The following is a 20,201-nucleotide window of genomic DNA, read 5'->3' on the forward strand; positions in this document are numbered from 1 at the left end:
ATTCTATTTATTAATATGCAAAAATCTGATGTAATTTTTTTATTGCTAAACTTGTGTTTTTTGGGTTGTCAGTATATTTTTTTATCCACTCAGGCTCTTGCTTTTTAAACTGCATCGCATATTTCTCTAACATACTCATTACAAGCTTCATATATTCTGAATCATTCGAAAGAATTGAATCTTGTCCTGCAACAGCACAATTTACATTTTTAAGATCTACTGCTCCTATAGTTTCCTTACCGAAAACAAGCTCTTCAAGGCGCCATTCCACACGTGCGCCCCAGCAAAATGAATCCGAACCTTTACCTTTTTTACGCTGATAAAGAAGCTTAGCAACATTCACTGTCATTGAATAACCTGGCTCTGGAAGCTCAATAGTTAAATCTCCACTGGGTAAACGTGTCGCAATTTTATTACCAACAGCGTGTCCAATCGAGTTAGGTATAAGTGCATAACCTGTTTCTCGTATAAAAACACTTTCGTAAAACGTCGCAAGAAACTGCTGAGCAAGAGCTATATTAAATTCTTTGCTAAATTGGTCTTGTGCTTCCTCACTAAAGCGAGCATCCGTTATTTTTAGATAGGCAGTGGGTGACGTTTTAAAATCAACATCTCCCAGCCGTGTGGTCATCTCGTCAAAAAAGTTGATACCTAAGCTATTATTTTGAAGCATACTCCGTAATGTCTCTTTTTGAACTGATGCCTCTGGAAGTGTGTCATATACAGTGGTGTAACGAGTAATAAGAGGAACTGAATAAATAAGCTTTTTACTTGCAAGATCAAAGAATAAAGCACTTCCTGTAATACTATAGTTAGTTAAAAAAGAAACTTTATTTCCAATCTTTAACTTTTCAAATACAATAGACTCATTCGAAATTGCAATGGCTAAACCAATTTTCTCTATCGCTTTATCATCTATAAGCCCTAAATGTAATTCAAAACCAGTCTCACGTAATGTGTCAGTTTGTATCATCCTCTCGCGCGCCCACATCTCAACAGAATTATCTTTGGTGCAGTTTTGTAAGCAAAAAAACTGACTAGTAAAAGGGTAGTTTATTTCACGATCATTCCAGTTGCCCGAAAACCCAACGCCAGACCAAGCTACAGAGGGCTTAAATTTTGCAGCGTGAGTTGGCAAGCAAGTAAAAAAAATAACTATACCAAGCAACGCGATTATTATATTTTTTGTTTGTTGCATTAAGCCTTCGTCTAGTTTTTATAATTGGAACTTAATACAGTTAACAAATTAAATAAAGAAAGGAAAGATAAAAATGAAAAACACAAAAATATTAACATATATATTACTAATAAATATGATTTTTTTAACAATAAGCTGTACAAATACAGACTCTACGCTAAATAAGGGCAGTAGTGTTTTAATTGCTAATGATTCTATAATTAGATTCAGTTTTAGCCTAAACCAAGAACATGAAACAATAATAAATAAATACGCTATTGAACATTGCAAACATATAAATAAAAAGGCAGTTAGAGGCAACCAGCAGTGCGATGGGAGTGCTTGTGAAATTGCTTACTTTTGTGAGTAGATAGATCCGTTAAAAAGTATTCCCTTCGCTTTGTCGAACAACGCGCTAACATTAGCCATGCTAAAAAAGGTGGTTTTGATGTTTTATGGCGCACCCGCCGCGATTCGAACGCGGGACCCCTGCCTTCGGAGGGCAGTACTCTATCCAGCTGAGCTACGGGTGCGTAATCTGCTGTTATACAGAAGTTGCGCATTATAGACAGCCTTAACCTGCCTGTCTATTGCTTATCAGCGCGTTTTTTCCGCAGTTAGAATTGGGCAACGTATTTACAAGTTCAACCGCTTAGCGATAGAGTGGTGCTAATTATTAATTTTGGTACTGCGCATTGGCTAATGAGTAATAAATTTCTGTTATCTTTTTGGCAATGCCTGTTGTTATTAGTGCTGCTACTTTGCGCCATATTGGCCACCGAAACCTTAGTGCAACATGAGCAGCAGCATGCTCGTAGCTTGCAGTTTCGGCACGAGGTGACCAGTGCGGGGCAGTTACGTGCGCTTATTGAATCTGAACTTAGTATTCCACTTTATCTTACGCTGGGTCTTACTGCGCACATACAGGCCAATAACGGCAATATTTCAGATAGAGAATTAAATATGCTACTGCCGGATTTAGCGCGGCAGGCTAGGCATATTCGCAATATTAGTGTCGCGCCGCAAAATACACTGCGTTTTATTTACCCTACGTTAGGTAATGAACAAGCCATTGGTTTGTACTATCCCGATTTAACCGAGCAGTGGCCAGAAATAGCCAGCATTATTGCCCAGCATGAGGCGCGGTTAGTAGGGCCTGTTGATTTAACTCAGGGCGGTATTGCCTTTATTTACCGCATACCTGTGTACTTGGGCATCGATAAATATTGGGGCCTTATTAGTACGGTTGTTGATATAAATTCAGTGTGGGCTTTATTAGAAAAACAAACCACAGAGCAAGATGTGCAGGTTGCCATTCGTAACTTGTCGGAGCTTGGCCACGGCGGTACGGTATTTTATGGCGATAACCGCTTATTTTATGATGACAGCCTGTTGCTGAGCATTAATTTACGCGGTGCTTTATGGCAAATGGCGGTACGTTCATTGGCTAAACCGCCAGATCGGGTATGGTACATTCGCATAGCGGCATATACTGGCACAGTACTGCTTATTGTTTTGTTAGCTTGGCTGCTTATTTCTTGGCAAAAGCTCCGCTTAAGTGCCGCGGCACAACAGCAAAGTAAGCTGTATTTACGCAGCATGATGGATAACGTAAACGACGCCATTATTACTACCTCGTTAGATGGCAGCATAGAGCAAGTTAACATGTCGTGTTATCCGATGTTTGGCTATGCGGCGAATACGCTGCCGGGCATGCATTGGTCAGAGCTTTTAGCGCAGCCAGAACGCTTAGATGAGTTATATAGTGCCACGTCTAGCGCTAAAACTGAGTTTGAAACTCAAGGCCGGCGACGCGATAACAGTTTATTTCCAATAATGGTGCTGCGCAGCCAGATCACGCTACAGCAACAACAAAAACAGCTATTGGTACTTAGAGATTTATCCGAGCGCCACAAAACTGAACAATTAAAACAGCAGTTTATTTCTACCATTAGCCACGAACTGCGCACCCCTCTGACATCAATAAACGGCGTACTGGGTTTGTCGGTGTCAGGTGCGTTAGGCGCGCTTAACCCATCGCAACAGCGTATGTTACAACTGGCGCAAGCCAACTGCCATCAGCTTACTGAGTTAGTAAACGATTTACTGAATGTAGAAAAGATAACCAGCGGTACACTCAATGTCGAACTTGTGCCCGTTGCATTATTACCGTTAGTGCAGCAATGTGTTGAGCAAACGCAGCTACTGCATCCTGATACGCCGCTAATGCTGGAATGCCCAGAACAACTACAACAGATTAACGTAAATGCCGATGCCGCACATTTACAGCACGTGGTGCAGCACTTATTGAGTAATGCGATAAAGTTTTCACCAGCAAAAACCAGCGTCTCTATAAGCATTAGCGTAGTTGCAGATAACATTAGGCTGCAGGTGCAAGATCAAGGTAACGGTGTAGCAGAGCACTTTGTGCCGTTATTATTTAGCCGCTTTAACCAAGCAGATAGCTCAGATAGCCGCGCCTATGCCGGCACAGGGCTAGGTTTGGCCATTAGCTACAGCTTAATTAGCCAGATGCAGGGTAATATGGGTTATAAACCAGCACCACAACATGGCAGCTGCTTCTATTTCGATTTACCCTATATTGCAGCGTTACAGCTATAAACCCTTTTGTTAATTTACTTTGTAGGAAAATACTAATGCGAAACTCTTTTATTGCCACTTCAGTTGCCGCAGCGCTGGCGTTATCAGCCTGTTCAGACGATACGGCGGTTACGAAGAACACTGCGCCGCAAAGCGAAACCGAGGTAACAACAATGGTCGAACTGGCTCAATCCAACCCGCTAATGAGTGTAAGCACATTGCAATACGAAGCGCCGAATTTCGCCGAAATTAAAGACAGCCAGTTTTTACCGGCTTTTGAAGAAGGTATTAAGCAGCAAATTACCGAAGTAATGGCGATTGCGAACAACCCTGCGCCAGCTACCTTTGAAAACACTTTCGTTGCGCTGGAGAAAAGTGGTGAGCTGCTTACCCGTGTCTCGCGCATTTTTTACAACTTGGTTGGCTCTAATTCAAACCCGCAACGCCGTGAAATACAATCTGAACTAGCACCAAAAATGGCGGCGCATTCTGACAACATTAACCTTAACCCACAATTGTTTGCCCGCATTAAAAGCGTATATAACCAGCGCAATGAGCTAAAGCTTGACGCTGAGTCGGTGCGTTTAATTGAAGTGTATTACGAGCGCTTTGTGCGCGCGGGTGCCCAGCTAACCGATGAGCAAAAAACCGCCATTCGCGCCCTAAACGAAGAGCATTCAACGCTAACCAACCAGTTTGCGCAAAACTTGCTGGCTGAAACAAAAAACATTGCCGTAGTAGTAGATAATAAAGCGGAACTCGATGGCTTGTCAGCATCACAAATTACTGCCGCCGCCTTAGCCGCAACCGAAGCAGGCCACGAAGGTAAGTATTTGCTAGGCCTTACTAACACTACGCGCCAGCCAATATTAAGCCAGTTAACTAACCGTGAGTTGCGAAAAAAAAATATGGCAAGCGTCAGCAAACCGTAACCAAACCGGCTCTACCGATAACCGCCCTATCGTAGCTCGTTTAGCGCAATTACGGGCAGAGCGCGCGCGGTTGTTAGGCTATGACAGCTGGGCTAGCTATGGCTTAGAGTCGCAAATGGCAAAAACACCCCAAGCGGTGTTTGATATGTTAGGTGCCATGGTGCCAGCGGTTGTGGCAAACACTAATACAGAAGCGGCCGCGATTAGCGCAATGATGAAACAAACTGGTGCAGACTTTGAACTTGAACCTTGGGATTGGGAGTTTTATAGCGAGCTAGTGCGCAAAGCCAGATACGACTTAGATGAAAACGAAGTTAAGCCATACTTTGAGTTTGAACGGGTGTTAAAAGACGGGGTATTTTACACTTTTAATCGCTTATATGGCGTTACCTTTAAACCACGACCCGATTTACCGACCTATCATCCAGATGTAAAAGCCTATGAATTATTTGATACTGACGGCTCAAGCTTAGCCATTTTTTATGCCGACTACTTTGCGCGTGACGGTAAACGCGGCGGTGCTTGGATGAGCAGCTTTGTTGGCCAGTCAAAACTACTTGGTCAAAAACCAGTGGTGGTTAACGTAATGAATATTCCTAAAGCCCCAAATGGCGAGCCAACCTTAGTGAGTTATGACAACGTTACCACCATGTTCCATGAGCTAGGTCACGGCTTGCATGGCATGTTTTCTAACGTAAATTACCCTACGCTAGCGGGCACATCGGTATCTCGCGACTTTGTTGAGTTTCCGTCAACCTTCCAAGAAGATTGGGCCGCACACCCCGAGGTTATTGCTAACTACGCTAAACACTATCAAACCGGTGAACCTATTCCTGCTGAACTACTGGCGAAAGTGATCAAATCACGTAGCTTTAATCAAGGTTTTGATACCTTAGAATACTTGTCAGCGGCGCTACTGGATATGGAATGGCACTCATTAAGCGCGGATGAGCCACTACAAGACGTTAATGCCTTTGAAGCTGCTGCACTTAAAAAGCACGGTATAACACTAGCTGCGGTGCCACCGCGCTATAAATCAACCTTCTTTTCGCATTCTATGGGTGGCGGTTACTCTGCCGGTTATTATGCCTATATGTGGAGCGAAATTTTAGCCGCCGACGCCTTTGCTTATGTGCAACAACAAGGTGGTTTAAAGTTAGAGAATGGCCAAAATCATCGGAAAAATATTTTAGCTGTGGGTAATTCTAGATTACCAATGGAGTCGTATAAAGCCTTTCGTGGCCAAGAACCAACGACTGACGCGCTGTTAATTCGCCGTGGTTTAAAAACTAAAGTAGATTGATTACTAATCTGTCGGCACTATAGAAATGACGCACCACCAACAAAAAACCCCGCAACTAACTGCGGGGCTTTTTTATTTCTAGCAATTAATATTAACTACCGGCCACCTGCATTTGGCTAATCAGTATCGACCCAGTTAACACGCCACCGCGGCGGTCTACATCATTACCGATCGCGGCAATTTGCATAAACATATCTTTTAAATTACCGGCAATAGTTACTTCAGCTACTGGGAACTGAATTTCGCCGTGCTCAACCCAAAAACCAGCGGCGCCGCGTGAGTAATCGCCAGTAACGGTGTTTACGCCTTGGCCCATTAACTCGGTTACTAACAAGCCTTTGCCCATTTGACGACACAATGCCGCCAAATCAGCATCGCCGTGCTGAATTAGCCAGTTATGAATACCACCGGCGTGCCCAGTGCTGGCCATACCCAACTTACGCGCCGAGTAGCTAGTAGTTAGGTAAGTGTTTAATACACCCTGCTCTATTACTATAAGATCGCGGGTTTTCACACCTTCGCCATCAAACGGGCTAGAAGCTAAGCCTTGTTTTATATGTGGCTGCTCTAAAATAGTCACCGTTGGCGCCATAACTGGCTGGCCTACTTTATCCAATAAAAAACTCGACTTACGGTAAATGCTGCCACCACTTATAGCCGACACTAAATGGCCAAACAAGCTGCTAGCAATATCGGCGCGAAATATTACTGGTACTTTTTGTGTCGGAATTTGCCGCGCATTTAATCGCGCGATAGTTTCTAATGCCGCTTCACGGCCAATCTGTTTTGGATCCAGCAATTGGCTATACTGACGCGCGACGGTAAAGCTGTAATCGCGCTGCATATCGTCGCCGTCTTCACCAATAACTACGCAACTAAAGCTGTGGCGTGAGCTAGGATGCCCTACCAACTGACCATGGCTATTGCCGTAAACCTTTAAACCAGTATGCGATGAAAACGACGCACCTTCTGAGTTGGTAATACGCTTATCGGTTGCAAATGCGGCTTCTTCAGAGCTGGCACATAACGCTATGGCTTCATCAGTGCCGATGGTGTCAGGGTAGTATAGGTCTAAATTAGGTGGCGACATTTCTAACCAGCCAGCTTCGGCTAAACCGGTGTGTGGGTCTTCCGAAGTATAACGGGCAATATCGGCCGCGGCTTCAACGGTGCGACGTAGTGCTTGCGGGCTTAAGTCGGCAGTAGATGCCGAGCCTTTGCGCTGGCCAAAATACAGGCTAATGCCTAAACCGCCGTCTTGATTAAACTCTACCGTTTCTACCTCGCCGTGGCGGGTTTCTACGCTTAGGCCTTTGGTACGGCTCATTGATGCTTCTGCGCTAGTTGCACCTAGCTGTTTAGCATGGGCCAGAACTTCAGCTACAGCTTGTTTTACTTCGTCAATTTCTTGCCAAATAGTCGGTTGTGTTACGTGCATAATGTTAGTTCAGCCAAATTATTTGCCACAAGTTTATCATAGTCTGCGAAAGCTGGCTGCTGCTGTGCGCTACTATCATGTATACTTAGCAACATTATAGCTAATGCGAACCAACACAATGACTAATTTTATAAACGGCGACACTTGGGACGAAGAAGAAGGCAAGAGTAAGTCGCAGATAAAACGCGAAATGCACGCCCTGCAAGAGTTAGGCGAAGAGCTAGTGGCATTAAGCCCAGCCGCCCGCGCCAAACTACCGCTAGATGAAGAGTTAGTGGCCGCGCTGTTACTGGCCGATAAATTAAGTAAAAAACACGAAGCGCTGCGCCGCCATATTCAGTTTATTGGCCGCCTAATGCGTGATCGTGATTTAAAAGAATTAGAGCAAGGCTTAGCGCTACTGCGTAATACTAACCAAGCGGCGACGCGGCAGTTTCATAAAATAGAGCTGTTGCGCGATAAAATGCTAGAAGATAACGACGTAGTTACCGCGTTTATTGCCGATCACCCAACGGTGGATACCCAGCAGTTGCGCCAACTAATTCGTAATGCGAAAAAAGAACAAGAAAAACAACTGCCGCCAAAAGCCTACCGCGAGCTGTTTCAGTTAATTAAACCGTTAATCGTTAAAAATTAATTTTTCGCAACATTTATGCCACATCCGCTACTCACCACAGCGGATGGCTTTTTGCAGGTTTGTCGAAAGTGTGTTTCCAGAAAAGCTTCCACTTAAAGCAAAACCTCACACAATCCATTGTCAATAATTAGTTACAAAATTTCACCTACATCAATAGCACTTGCGAGTGTAAGTCAAACACTTGAAACGGGCATCCAATCTATTTACATATTATACATATTAAAGCATACTAAAATTGCAACCACCTTAAAGGGAAGTATATATGTTGCGCTTATTAACAATAGGATTCCTATTATTTGGATCCATTCCAGCTTTTGCATACCAGTTTATTACTTATGCCTGTGATACCTGTGATTATCAACAAGCCGGAGCCGTAGCCGCATTAAAAGCCCCCGCGCAGGAATGCCTCTGGACCAACCCTCCGGGCAGCACCCCAACACCTGATGATGTTGAATGCTATGCCCCAGCCGCAACCCTAATTGTAGCCAATCCATTAACCCAACAAGCTTTTAAATTTCGTGTTCAAAGGCAATGTACCAGTAACTGGTGCGAACACATTCCTCTTATTACTGATTTAACGCTTAATGCTGACGAGCAAGAGTTAATGCAAGGCTTTTATACTTTACACAATACCATTATTAACGCGATTAATGCTGCCCAAGCTGCCTCTCCATCTGGTGCTATATCTGTCTCTGTCGCCAATCTAAGCCAGCAGCTTGGTGCCTCGTCCAGCCAAAGCGGTGACGCAGAAGATTGTAGTAAAAGCTTATTGCACTACGTGAGCAACCCGGCTGAAACCCAGCTTATTAATGAACAGATGGCCAATGCTATTAAGCAACATGTTGCTGATAGTACCTGGCGTAATTATGTTTCAACCACAATGCAAACTGGTGGAGCAAAAGAAACAATTATCAGCTTAAATGCATCCCGTTCAACAAAAATAGACTACAAACATGTCTCCCAAGAGCAGTACCACATAATACATACGGGAGACTCTTGGGAAAATCGGCTTTCATTTAAAGTTGAATATATAGGAGATATCAACACGAGAGGGATTAAAAAAATTTATTTAAAGTTTCACTTAGATAGAGAAGGCTCAGTTGTTCATGGCCGCAATTTAGGTCTACTAACAGGTCAAGGCGGTTCTTACAATTTTATCAATTCTCCTAATAATGTCTCTAGTTGTATTCTAGACTTTGTTTCTACTGGTGAGCACATTACTGATCTTGGAGTAACCGGTGCTCCGATCAACGTCGACCAAGGTGGTGGATTAATAGAGCAGTTATGTCCCAAAAAGACCGAAACCACAGTCTGCTCCACAACTAAAGAGGGCACGACTTGCACAGTTACGCGATTCCAATTTTTAGGACCCTGTGCATAATTTATATAACTAACTTATCTCGCATACAACAGTTAAAGCAACAGAAAAAGCTATAGTTTTATAGCCGTGCCAAGCATTAAAAAGTGTTAGCCTAAACCAACAGGCTAACACTTTTATTTTTAATTCTACAAAGCTAAACCTTGGTTAACCAACCATGTTTATCTTCAGCGCTACCCCATTGAATATCATTTAATGCCTGACGCAATGCGTTAGTGGTATCGCTAGTACCTGAGCCCACTGCGTAGTCTTTGCCGTTATGAATAAGCGTACCTACCGGCGTTAATACCGCAGCCGTACCAGATAGTGCCGCTTCAGTACCGGGCTTTTGCACCCGCTCTAATAATTCGTCTACCGTAAGCTCGCGCTCTGATACCTTCATACCACGGTCACGGGCTAGCGTTAGAATAGAGTCGCGGGTTATGCCGTGCAAAAATGAGCTATCTAACGCTTTGGTAATAATTTCGTTGCCATCGAACAGTAAAAAGTTTGCCGCACCGGTTTCTTGCACATCGCCATTGGGGCAAAACAATACCTGATCGGCATTTACCGTAGCCCGCGCTTTAATAATCGGTTGCAAGGCACTGGCGTAGTTACCACCACTTTTTACCATACCCATGTGTGAAGCGCAGCGGGCGTTGTCTTCTAACAATAAACGTAGTGCTTTACTGCCGCCAGCAAAGTAGTCGCCAACCGGTGATAACAGCACATATAACATAGACTCTAAGCTTGGCGCCGCAGCTTTACCAATAGAGGCTTCCGTACCGATATGTGTAGGGCGAATGTACATAGAACCCGGCGGCGTTGGTACATCGACAGCATAACGTTTTACAATATCTAAAATCATTTGGCGCAGCATGGCAGTATCAACTTTAGGCAAGGTTAATAACGCACTGCTTTGCTGCAAACGCGCTACGTTTTGCTCCATACGGAAGATATAAATTGAACCATCTGCATGTTTAAAGGCTTTTAAGCCTTCAAAACAGGTGCTGGCGTAATGCAGCACATGCGCACCAGGGTGCAAATTAATACTGTTGCTTGCCACTACCTCTGGCGTACTCCAACCATTACTATTAAAGCGAGAGATTATCATCTCCGGGGTAAATACCGTGCCAAATGCTGCCATTGTTTAAATTTCCTGCTGGGTTGTTTTTACCGGCTAGGCGGTTAAATCTAGCCAGTTATAAATTTAATGCTGAGTACCACCAACCGTTAGCATGTCTAGCTTTAAAGTTGGCTGGCCTACGCCTACCGGTACGCTTTGGCCTTGCTTGCCACACACACCAACACCAGCATCAAGTGCTAGGTCATTACCAACCATAGATACCTGCTGCATCGCTTCTGGGCCACTGCCAATTAAGGTGGCGCCTTTAATTGGCGCAGTAATTTTACCGTTTTCGATAAGGTAGGCTTCAGAGGCTGAAAACACGAACTTGCCTGAAGTGATATCTACTTGACCACCACCAAAGTTTGGCGCGTAAATACCTTTTTTTACACTAGCGATAATTTCTTGTGGATCATGCTGGCCAGCTAACATATAGGTATTTGTCATACGTGGCATCGGCAAATGCGCAAATGACTCGCGACGACCGTTACCGGTTGGTGCAACACCCATCAGCATAGCATTGTGTTTGTCTTGAATATAACCTTTAAGAATACCGTTTTCTATTAACACATTGTACTGACTTGGCACGCCTTCATCATCTACGTTTAGTGAGCCACGTCGATGTGCTAAGGTGCCATCATCAACAATAGTGCATAGTTTAGACGCCACCTGTTGACCAACACGGCCAGAGAAGGTAGATGAACCCTTGCGGTTAAAGTCGCCCTCTAAACCGTGCCCTACTGCCTCATGCAGTAATACGCCCGGCCAACCACTGCCTAATACAACTGGCATTGCGCCAGCTGGCGCATCAATAGCAGTTAGGTTAACTTGCGCTTGGCGCACCGCTTCGCGGGCATAATTTTGCCAACGCGGTTCATTATTAACTAAGTCAGTAAAATAGAGATAGGTAGTACGACCGCCACCGCCTGCACTGCCGCGCTCGCGTCTGTCGCCCTGCTGCAATAATACTGAACAGTTTAAGCGTACTAATGGCCGTATATCACTAGCATAAGTACCATCACTGGCTGCAACTAATATTTCTTCGTATACGCCAGATAAGCTCACCATTACCTGTTCGGCGCGGCTATCGAGGGTGCGAATATAGGCTTCAATTTGGTGCAGTAACGCTACCTTTTCGGTGTTAGTTACGCTTTGTAACGGCTCACACGGCAGGTAAATATTGCTATTACCGCTTTTGCTAAACGCTTTAACACTGCCCTGCTGGCCTTGTATTGCAATGCCGCGCGCGGCGGTAGCTGCTTGCTTTAAGGCTGCAGCACTAATGGTATCGGCATAAGCAAAACCGGTTTTTTCACCACTAATAGCTCGCACACCTACGCCGCGCTCAATATTAAACGAGCCGTCTTTTACTAAGCCATCTTCTAATACCCAGGATTCATGCACGCTGGATTGAAAATACAAATCAGCAAAATCGAGCTGATGGTCAAATAAATAGCCTAGCGTTTGCTGTAGATCATCAGCCGTTAGTTCTGAAGCGGTGATCAGGTTCTGCTCGGGTGCAGTCATGGTTTGAGCTCACTGTTAAATCGGTTATGGTGTGCCACGGGCATTTTTTGCTTAAGCCGTACACAATCGGTTAAATCTATTACGGTTGAAACCCAGCCGGCTTCGGTACCGGCATCAGCCAGCACCTCGCCCCACGGGCTAACAATTAGGCTATGGCCATAAGTTTCGCGGCCATTAGCATGTACACCAGTTTGATTAGGCGCCAGCACAAAGCATTGGTTTTCTATCGCCCGCGCTTTTAATAAGGTATGCCAATGCGCAGTGCCGGTTACCTTAGTAAAGGCGGCAGGTACGGTTAACACATTCATACCACGTGCGCCAAGCGCCTGCATTAAACCTGGAAAGCGCACATCATAACACACCGATAAGCCAAGCTTTAGTTCGGCAACCGTGGCTAGAGTAATTTTTTGCCCAGGGTAAGTAGTGGCCGATTCCAAGTAACTACCGGTATTATCGGCCACTTGTACATCAAACAAATGCATTTTCTGATAATCAGCTATTAGGCTGCCATCAGGAGCAAATAATAGGCTGCTCGCGCTAAAGCGCTGTGGCTCTGGGCTAGTGGTAGGCAACGACCCTGCAAGCAGATACACGCCAAACCGCTTAGCTAACGCGGCGCAGGCTTGCTGGATGACGCCCTGCCCCAGTACCTCTTGCTGCTCTAGCTGCAAACCATCGCGGCCACCAAAAATGGCAAAGCATTCCGGTAATGCTACCAGATGCGGCAAACCATCAGCATGGGTGGCACACAGCTGCTGCAAATAGTTAGCTACCTGGGCCAAATTTTGCGCAGGTTCCGGTGTACTAGTTAGTTGAATCGCTGACAAACGCCAATTAGCCATGTGCTGGGTTCCGCTTTGGTGTTAAGTTTTGCTCTGAGGGTTGTTCGATAACGGTATCCGGTTGCGCTACTCGCACTGGCACAGGCACTTCTTTGCTGTGGCGGTTAACCTCTGTAACTACCGGCTGGCTAAAAGTACCGGTAACAGTAAAATTGATTTTTGAGATAACCTCGGCACTTTGAAATACTTCATCTAGCGCCAGCGCGGCTAAACCGGTTGCCGGGTTTACCATCCAAGCAATAATTACGGGTAAACTTGAAGTAACTTTAGGCGAAAACGCCATTTGGTAATCTATTTTTTCACTGACTAAATCGGCATAACCCTGAATTTGTATACTACCGGGTACACCGTCAATAGCGGCATTACTGGTTTGCACTACGCCGTCTGACAGCGCCAAATTACCGCTCATGCTGTTATAAAAAAAGCCTTTAGAAAATACATCACGAAAGTCTAAGCGCAATTTGCGCAGTAAAGAGTCTAAGCTAAACAACGAAAACAACCGAGCCCCCTGATCGCTAACCTCGGTTAACGAACCATCCGCCAGTTTATAACTGATATTACCCGCAAGTTTACCCAGCTCGAATTGCGTAGGGGCGCCAGCCCAGCCTAAGCTGAAATCAATATTTGCCGCACTACCTGAAATAGCCGAGGTAATCTGATATTCATTTAGTAACGCACCTAAATTATTAGATTTTAATTTACCGCTAAACTCAGTTTTCCCCAGTACGCCATCGTCTTGCCAATAGCCGTTAGCACTAAGTTGGTTACGTTTATAACGAGCAGTTAGCTCAGTAAGCTGCCACTGATTATTTGTGCTCTGGGCTTTAGCTTGCACCTGACCAAACTGATAATTACCGATAGAGTAGTCAGCACAACTAAGCGTTAATGGTGGCAGCTCTAATAACCAGCGCTGTGCAGTTTGTGCCAACTGCGCAACCAGCTCGGTATCGGTAGCTTCTTGCGGTGGCATAGGTAAATGCAAATAATCTAGTTGCGCGCTAATACCTTGTTGCTGCCAGTTTTTACTAAACAACCACTGGCTCGCTATTTCGGTGCCATTTAGCTGTAACTGCCAATGCTCTGGCAACTGGTTTAGCTCAAATACGGTGTTATTTAACGCCACACCGGGAGCAACATCAAGCTGACGCACCCTACCTGCTACACGCAATAATTCTGGAAATAACGGCTGCCCAGACGGTGCACTGGCAGATAATTGCTGCTGTAACAACTCAAGCCAAGGCAGAAATTCTAATTTGGCTAAGTCCACACTAACCAAAAAACCAGCATTGTTTAAACCACTGTCATGCTCAGCAGCGATAAGATGCACACGGCTAAACTGCTGGTTGTCATGTTGCAATTCGGCATGAAAATGTAATTGCTGATTAAAGTGTGCCGCTAATAATGAGCGTGTGGCATCGCCATCAGCAGTTATTGTTAGCTCAGTAGCTTGCTCGGCGGGTTTGTTGTAAGGCGCTGGTAGCAATAACGCCGTATCTTGCAGTGTTGATTGCAGTTTAGCGCTATAGCTAAAGCCTTGCTCTGGCAAACTCAGCGCCAACTGTAACCGCCACTGCGTATTACCATCAACTAACACAGCTGCCGGTGGGTATACGGCATCTAACAACGGCTTTGCACCCTGCTTACCTTGCATTTGCAGCGCTAGCTGATAACCCGCATCGCTATCTTTACCCTGCAATGCTGCCGTTAATGGCAAGCCGCGCCAGCTTAATGTTAAGTTGTCAGCAAAAATGCGCTCATTTTCAAAGGATAATTTACCGGCAATGTTAGACAAATACATATCTGGAGCTTGCAATGTCAGGCTTATATCAGAAAAGCTGACATCGCCAGTGGCTAAAACCGAAGGCTGATGTAGGCCAATGGCTAGCTTAACGTCACCTTGCACCATACCAACTGCGCCAAGATAGTGCAGTGTTGCACCTAAATTAGGCTGCAATGGCGATTGCTGTATTAATGCAGTTACGTCTTCCGCCGGCAACTGTTGCTGAATATAAATATCGATAGTATCAGCATGAAACAGATCAGGAATGCTTGCCATTACACTTTGCTCTAGCGCTAACCCAGCTAACTCTCCGGCATTAGATTGAATCGACATAGCCGCATTTTCAAACCATAGTGTCGCACTTAGCTGGGTAAGTTCTGGCCAATCAGGGGCGAAAGCGAACTCAGCTTGCTCTACTTCAGCCAACACCTGAAATACACCTTGCTGCTCATGATACGGAAACTCATTTGGCACACCATGCCACAGCAAGGTGGCATTTGTTACTAACCCTTGTCTAATAGCTGGGGTTAAATAGTCACGCACTGATTCTGGCATATAACGCTGCGGAAAATATAAGCTGGCATTTGCGGCATTAACTTGCTGTACACGGGCAAGAATTTCTAGTCGGTGTTCAAACTTGATACTCGCATCTAGCTGTAAATCAGGGTTGCTTAAACTGAACTGCGGTATTAATACTTGCCAAGTATCGGCTATAGGCTGCAAATATACGGTAGCAGCAAGGCTGTCGTAGGCGGTGGGCTGAGTAAATAAACCGTCCCAACTTAACTCGCCATGCTCAGCCTGCACGACTAACTTAGATACAGCATTACTAAGCCAAAACTGTCCGGAAATATCATTAACACCGGGAATATCATTGCTAGGTGCTAAATGTAGCGCATCAAACTGCCCAGCAAGTTGCCATTTTTTATCACTAATGCGCCAAAGCAATTGCTTTAGATGGCCACTTGGCTGATGCAGTACTAGCTTTTGCAGTAGCTCAATATCATCTGCTAATAAATTTGCCAGCGGTGTAACGGCCTCAAGACGAAAGTTATTTAGTCCGCCTTGCCAGACACCATCGGCATGATGTAACTGCAGTTGTAGGTCTTGCCACTGTTGCTGCTCTGCAGCCATGGTTAGCGCGCCAGAGTATAATGACCAGCCGCTTGCGGTGGGCTGCCATAACAGCTGGCCTTGGCCTAAACGCAATAAATGGCTCTCGGCATTTCGCTGCCAACTTACACTGTTATCGGCTAGCTCTACTTGGATACGTTGTAATAAGCCTTTATCAATACTGCCCCAAGCCTTAAAATTAATGCTCGCTTGTTGTAATTTTTGGCTAGGCGGCAAAATAGTTGCCAGCCAAGGTAATACGTCTAACTTATCACCCTCTAAATACAGCTGGCCAGACGCTGAGTCTAGCGTGTTACCGTTCAGATCTAAAATAAACGATAACGTATTAACAGTAACACCAGCTAACGATAATTCACCATAGCCCTGATGGCGGTTACTACTATTGGCCCAATCAAGCTGTTTAATATTAACAACAACGTCGGGCTCGTTTTCACTTTGTAGTATTAACTGGCTATCTAGCACCGAAAAGTAGGCCAGCTGCTGAAAAAACAACGTTTCTAATGCAGCTAATACCGGAGCGGTATCTAAGGCGGCTGCCGATTCACCGGCAAGCAAGCTATTTGCATCAATATGATATTTCAGGCCAACCAGTTCGAAATGCTTAGCCGTGAGTTGCCGATTTAGTATGCTACGCCAAAAATCGATTTGCACGCGAGTTTCAGCAATACTAAGCTGCAACTGTTGCTGGTCGTTGTATAACTTAACGTTGTTGAGTAACAGTGCGGGGCCAAACTTTTGCCAACCGGCGCTAAGCTCGTTAATTTGCACAGCTGCGCCATAACGGCTTTGAATTAACTGTTCAATATGCTGCTTGTAATTATCGGCATACGGCAGGCTATAACGTAATAGCGAAATAAACACAGCCAAAAGCACCAGCAACACGGCCAGTGTCAGCCAGAGTTTGTGTAAACAGTAAAAACAAAACTGTTTTACCTTTTGCACTACATCATCACCACATCAAATTGTTCCTGAGTATAAAGCGGTTCTGTTTGAATATTAATTTGCTTGCCAATAAATACTTGAAGCTCAGCTAGGCTGTGAAACTCATCATTAGTTAGGGCATCTTTTACTGCTGGCGACACATAAACCATAAACTTATCGGCCGCATAGGCTCTATTTACGCGGACTATTTCTCGCAGTACTTCAAAGCACACCGTTTCTACTGTTTTTAAACTACCACGCCCTTCGCAAACAGGGCATTCAGAGCAAAGAATATGCTCTAAGCTTTCGCGGGTTCGTTTTCGCGTCATTTCCACTAAGCCTAACGCTGAAAAACCATGAATATTGGTTTTCGCCCGATCACGCGACAGCGCTAACTCTAAGCTATGAGATACCCGTCGTTTATGCTCACTGCTTTGCATATCAATAAAGTCGATAATAATAATACCACCTAAATTACGCAGCCTAAGCTGGCGGGCAATAGCCTGGGTCGCTTCGGTATTAGTATTAAATATGGTTTCTTCTAAATTACGATGGCCAACAAAGGCACCGGTATTTACGTCAATGGTGGTCATGGCTTCGGTTTGATCAATAATCAAATAACCACCGCTTTTTAACGGTACTTTACGTTCTAATGCGCGCTGTATTTCATTTTCCACATCAAACATGTCGAAGATCGGCCGCTCACCAGGATAATATTCGAGCAAGGGTGTCATATGCGGAATAAACTCTTCACAAAACGCGGTAAGTTGCTGATAGGTTATTTTAGAATCAACCCGCACTCGTTCTAATTCAGTGCCGACAAAATCACGAAGAATACGGTAAGCTAAAGTAAGATCTTCATAAACAACACTTTCTTTACGCGTTTTTTGCTTGCGCTTAATAACCTTAGCCCAGAGTTTTTTGAGAAACTTTGCATCTTGCGCTAACTCTTCTTCCTTGGCGCCCTCTGCGGCGGTACGAACAATAAAACCACCACTGTCATCTAAATACTGACTAACAATATCTTTTAGCCGTTGCCGCTCAGCTTCGGTTTCTAAACGCTGCGACACACCAACATGCGGCGAACCCGGCATAAACACTAAATAACGCGAAGGGAGGGTAATATCTGTCGTCAGCCTAGCGCCTTTGGTGCCTAGCGGATCTTTAACTACTTGCACCAACAAAAACTGGCCTTCGTGCACCAACACGCGAATGTCTTTGCTCGCTTGTGGCCGGCCGTCCAGTTCGCTTAGGCTGTCGTGCTGCACAATGTCGGAAGCATGTAAAAACGCGGCTTTATCTAAACCGATATCCACAAATGCGGCTTGCATTCCCGGTAAAACGCGACTTACTTTACCAATATAAATATTACCAACTAAACCTAGCCTTGCTTGGCGCTCGATATGCAGCTCTTGCAATACGCCATTTTCAATTAGTGCAACCCGAGTCTCGCTTGGGGTGACGTTTAGCAGTAACTCTGCACTCATTCTAGCTCCTGCCACTGTCGTAGCATTTGTTCAGTTTCACACAGAGGCAGGCCGACTACACCGGTATAACTGCCGTTAATACGCTGGATAAACTTTGCTGCCAGGCCTTGAATGCCATAACCACCTGCTTTATCTTGTGGCTCACCGCTATGCCAATAATGGCTAATTTCTGTTTCGCTAAGCACGCGAAAGTACACATCGGTACAAACCAGCTGTTGTAGCTGCCGAGTATGACTTACTAGTGCCACTGCGGTCATTACCTGATGGCTGCGCCCAGACAACAACTGCATACTCAGTTTAAACTCAGCAAAGCTTGCTGGTTTACCTAGGATATTGCCATCAACGACAACAATGGTATCAGCACCTAGCACAGGTAGCTCGACACTTAATCGCGCTAAGCCAGCGCGAGCCTTAGCTAAGGCCAGCCGCTGCACATAATGCACTGCAGATTCATTATTAAACGGGGTTTCATCGATATCGGCTTTAACCAGTTCATAGTTGACACCTAATTGTGTCAGCAGTTCACGGCGCCGCGGAGAAGAAGAAGCTAAAGCGATGGTTGGGTAAGTCATTGGATCTTCAATTGTCGCCGATAGCGGCGTAATAACCAAAATAGCCAAGGCCAAACTAGCATGCCCGTAAGCGCTGGCCACAAATATTGCGGCCTAAAGTTTACGCCGGTAAGAAAATGGCTTAACCAAAACAATTGTAGTTGGTAAAAAGCGAGTAAGATACCCAGCACTAATGACTGCTGTAGCACACCAAAATTACGCATTTTTAGGTGATGCTGTGCCAAAACAAACATAACTACAGAAAATGCCAGCGCATTAACACCAAGCACTGTACCTACCAACACGTCGACAATAACGCCGGTAAAAAATGCCGTAATAACACCGACACGCTGCGGCAATGCCATGGTCCAATACATTAAAACCAACAATGCCCAATCAGGTCGCGCCAGTTTAACTGCTTGTGGCATGGGCATTACAGTTAATAGCAACGCAACCAGTAATGACAAGTAAATAAAGCCTAGGCCCTGTGGTTTACGCATTAAGGCTGCTCCTGTGCTTCTGGTATCATAGGTGCTAGCGGAGCCACAGTGCGGCCAGACAGCAGTAGAACGTGACGAATTCGGTCTAATCTAGCGAAAGGTTCGGCATAAACCACCATAAAGGGTTGGTTTGCATCTTGGCTAATCATGGTTACACGAGCCACAGGATAACCCTCAGGAAAACGCCCATCTAAACCAGATGTCAATAAGCGATCACCTTCGCGAATATCGGTGCTGTGCGGTAGATACATCACCCGCAATACATCCCACTGTCCTAGTCCCTCAACAACGGCTCGCACACCCGTACGCTCGGTACGCACTGATAAAGCATGAGTGTTGTCTGATATTAGCAGTGCTCGGCTACTTGTTGGCCCAACACTAACAATTTGACCAACCACACCTTGCTCATCAATTATGGGTTGAAATTCTGTTACGCCATCATTACTGCCTTTATTTAACATTACCTGATGGCTAAAGGGATGGCTGTAAACCGCAAGCACATCAGCAACTAGCAGCTTATCTTCAACAACGGCAGTAGAGCTAAGCAATGCGCGTAGCTTTTCATTTTCTTGCTGCAAAAAACGCAACAATTGTAGCTGACCATTTTGCTTGAGCAGAGTCTCTTTTAAACGGGCATTTTGTTCTAACATCTCTTGCTGCGACATAAACTGCTCAGAAGCGCCAGAGAATAAGGTTTGCGGTAAGCTGGCAACGTAAAAAAATGGGGTAGCAGCAGTAGAAAGGTAGCTACGTAATTGCGTTGAACTATCGGTGTAGCGGTCTAAAAACATTAATCCAGCACTACACACCACGGCTAAAAATAACCGTAGTGGTAATGAAGAGCGCCTGCTATAAATCTGGTTCATACAGGTTCAAATACATCTATAA

16 protein-coding genes and 1 tRNA gene are annotated in these 20,201 nt (G+C 45.0%); 6 read left to right on the forward strand and 11 right to left on the reverse strand.

Annotated elements, in window-relative coordinates; genetic code table 11:
- Positions 1–10: 10 nt before the first annotated feature.
- Entirely contained in the window at positions 11–1,198 is a 1,188-nt protein-coding gene (locus tag E0Z06_RS13865) for a hypothetical protein (RefSeq protein WP_132585881.1), read from the reverse strand.
- A 73-nt stretch (positions 1,199–1,271) separates the two neighbouring features.
- Here E0Z06_RS13865 and E0Z06_RS13870 point away from each other — a divergent pair, with 73 nt between their 5' ends.
- Positions 1,272–1,547, forward strand: coding sequence for a hypothetical protein (locus E0Z06_RS13870; protein ID WP_132585884.1), 276 nt, complete (start codon positions 1,272–1,274; stop codon positions 1,545–1,547).
- A gap of 86 nt (positions 1,548–1,633) precedes the next feature.
- Here the strand turns inward: E0Z06_RS13870 and E0Z06_RS13875 are convergent.
- Positions 1,634–1,710: transfer RNA gene (locus tag E0Z06_RS13875), tRNA-Arg, on the reverse strand.
- Between the two features lie 169 nt (positions 1,711–1,879).
- Here E0Z06_RS13875 and E0Z06_RS13880 point away from each other — a divergent pair.
- From E0Z06_RS13880 to E0Z06_RS15820, 3 genes are read left to right on the forward strand one after another with little or no spacing between them, the layout of a single operon-like run.
- On the forward strand, positions 1,880–3,799 hold the full coding sequence (locus E0Z06_RS13880) for an ATP-binding protein (protein WP_132585887.1): 1,920 nt from the start codon (positions 1,880–1,882) through the stop codon (positions 3,797–3,799).
- Positions 3,800–3,834: 35 nt separating this feature from the next.
- Positions 3,835–4,710: a hypothetical protein gene (locus E0Z06_RS15815; RefSeq protein ID WP_243695519.1), complete on the forward strand. Its 876-nt coding sequence runs from the start codon at positions 3,835–3,837 to the stop codon at positions 4,708–4,710.
- Positions 4,667–6,013: a M3 family metallopeptidase gene (locus tag E0Z06_RS15820; protein ID WP_243695520.1), complete on the forward strand. Its 1,347-nt coding sequence runs from the start codon at positions 4,667–4,669 to the stop codon at positions 6,011–6,013. Before E0Z06_RS15815 ends, E0Z06_RS15820 begins: the two co-directional genes overlap by 44 nt.
- A gap of 91 nt (positions 6,014–6,104) precedes the next feature.
- On the opposite strand, the gene pmbA is transcribed toward E0Z06_RS15820, so the two are convergent.
- The gene (gene pmbA / locus E0Z06_RS13890) at positions 6,105–7,451 is read right to left on the reverse strand and encodes a metalloprotease PmbA (protein ID WP_132585890.1); all 1,347 of its coding nucleotides are present in this window, start codon (positions 7,449–7,451) and stop codon (positions 6,105–6,107) included.
- 118 nt (positions 7,452–7,569) lie between these two features.
- Here pmbA and yjgA point away from each other — a divergent pair, with 118 nt between their 5' ends.
- A complete protein-coding gene (gene yjgA / locus E0Z06_RS13895; protein ID WP_132585893.1) occupies positions 7,570–8,088 on the forward strand; it encodes a ribosome biogenesis factor YjgA in 519 nt (172 codons plus the stop codon).
- Between the two features lie 262 nt (positions 8,089–8,350).
- Complete coding sequence (locus tag E0Z06_RS13900; RefSeq protein WP_132585896.1) at positions 8,351–9,469, forward strand: hypothetical protein; 1,119 nt, start codon at positions 8,351–8,353, stop codon at positions 9,467–9,469.
- 133 nt (positions 9,470–9,602) lie between these two features.
- On the opposite strand, the gene E0Z06_RS13905 is transcribed toward E0Z06_RS13900, so the two are convergent.
- From E0Z06_RS13905 to mreC, 8 genes are all read right to left on the reverse strand, one after another.
- A complete protein-coding gene (locus E0Z06_RS13905) occupies positions 9,603–10,592 on the reverse strand; it encodes a branched-chain amino acid aminotransferase (protein WP_132585899.1) in 990 nt (329 codons plus the stop codon).
- Positions 10,593–10,655: 63 nt separating this feature from the next.
- Positions 10,656–12,098, reverse strand: a complete 1,443-nt coding sequence (tldD, locus tag E0Z06_RS13910) for a metalloprotease TldD (RefSeq protein ID WP_132585902.1) — start codon at positions 12,096–12,098, stop codon at positions 10,656–10,658.
- On the reverse strand, positions 12,095–12,940 hold the full coding sequence (locus tag E0Z06_RS13915) for a carbon-nitrogen hydrolase family protein (protein ID WP_132585905.1): 846 nt from the start codon (positions 12,938–12,940) through the stop codon (positions 12,095–12,097). Before E0Z06_RS13915 ends, tldD begins: the two co-directional genes overlap by 4 nt.
- Entirely contained in the window at positions 12,933–16,796 is a 3,864-nt protein-coding gene (locus tag E0Z06_RS13920; RefSeq protein ID WP_132585908.1) for a YhdP family protein, read from the reverse strand. The genes E0Z06_RS13915 and E0Z06_RS13920 overlap by 8 nt, the downstream gene beginning before the upstream one ends.
- Entirely contained in the window at positions 16,796–18,262 is a 1,467-nt protein-coding gene (gene rng, locus E0Z06_RS13925; RefSeq protein ID WP_132585911.1) for a ribonuclease G, read from the reverse strand. The genes E0Z06_RS13920 and rng overlap by 1 nt, the downstream gene beginning before the upstream one ends.
- Positions 18,259–18,915, reverse strand: coding sequence for a Maf family protein (locus E0Z06_RS13930; RefSeq protein ID WP_335739201.1), 657 nt, complete (start codon positions 18,913–18,915; stop codon positions 18,259–18,261). Before E0Z06_RS13930 ends, rng begins: the two co-directional genes overlap by 4 nt.
- Positions 18,831–19,313 (reverse strand): rod shape-determining protein MreD, encoded by a 483-nt coding sequence (mreD, locus tag E0Z06_RS13935; protein WP_132585917.1) that lies wholly within the window; start codon positions 19,311–19,313, stop codon positions 18,831–18,833. Before mreD ends, E0Z06_RS13930 begins: the two co-directional genes overlap by 85 nt.
- Positions 19,313–20,179 carry a rod shape-determining protein MreC gene (gene mreC / locus E0Z06_RS13940; RefSeq protein ID WP_132585920.1) on the reverse strand — a complete coding sequence of 289 codons (867 nt, stop codon included), beginning with the start codon at positions 20,177–20,179 and terminating at the stop codon, positions 19,313–19,315. The genes mreD and mreC overlap by 1 nt, the downstream gene beginning before the upstream one ends.
- Between the last annotated feature and the right edge of the window lie 22 nt (positions 20,180–20,201).

The organism is Rheinheimera sp. D18, from assembly GCF_004345025.1.
In the GTDB taxonomy this organism is placed as follows: Bacteria; Pseudomonadota; Gammaproteobacteria; order Enterobacterales; family Alteromonadaceae; genus Alishewanella; species Alishewanella metallidurans.

Excerpts from the sequence above, each read along its gene's own strand:
- yjgA (WP_132585893.1), top strand. The coding sequence starts at position 7,570 with ATGACTAATTTTATAAACGGCGACACTTGGGACGAAGAAGAAGGCAAG.
- mreC (WP_132585920.1), bottom strand. The coding sequence starts at position 20,179 with ATGAACCAGATTTATAGCAGGCGCTCTTCATTACCACTACGGTTATTT.
- E0Z06_RS13900 (WP_132585896.1), top strand. The coding sequence starts at position 8,351 with ATGTTGCGCTTATTAACAATAGGATTCCTATTATTTGGATCCATTCCA.
- rng (WP_132585911.1), bottom strand. The coding sequence starts at position 18,262 with ATGAGTGCAGAGTTACTGCTAAACGTCACCCCAAGCGAGACTCGGGTT.
- tldD (WP_132585902.1), bottom strand. The coding sequence starts at position 12,098 with ATGACTGCACCCGAGCAGAACCTGATCACCGCTTCAGAACTAACGGCT.
- E0Z06_RS13870 (WP_132585884.1), top strand. The coding sequence starts at position 1,272 with ATGAAAAACACAAAAATATTAACATATATATTACTAATAAATATGATT.
- E0Z06_RS13865 (WP_132585881.1), bottom strand. The coding sequence starts at position 1,198 with ATGCAACAAACAAAAAATATAATAATCGCGTTGCTTGGTATAGTTATT.
- E0Z06_RS15815 (WP_243695519.1), top strand. The coding sequence starts at position 3,835 with ATGCGAAACTCTTTTATTGCCACTTCAGTTGCCGCAGCGCTGGCGTTA.
- E0Z06_RS13880 (WP_132585887.1), top strand. The coding sequence starts at position 1,880 with ATGAGTAATAAATTTCTGTTATCTTTTTGGCAATGCCTGTTGTTATTA.
- pmbA (WP_132585890.1), bottom strand. The coding sequence starts at position 7,451 with ATGCACGTAACACAACCGACTATTTGGCAAGAAATTGACGAAGTAAAA.
- E0Z06_RS13905 (WP_132585899.1), bottom strand. The coding sequence starts at position 10,592 with ATGGCAGCATTTGGCACGGTATTTACCCCGGAGATGATAATCTCTCGC.
- mreD (WP_132585917.1), bottom strand. The coding sequence starts at position 19,313 with ATGCGTAAACCACAGGGCCTAGGCTTTATTTACTTGTCATTACTGGTT.
- E0Z06_RS13915 (WP_132585905.1), bottom strand. The coding sequence starts at position 12,940 with ATGGCTAATTGGCGTTTGTCAGCGATTCAACTAACTAGTACACCGGAA.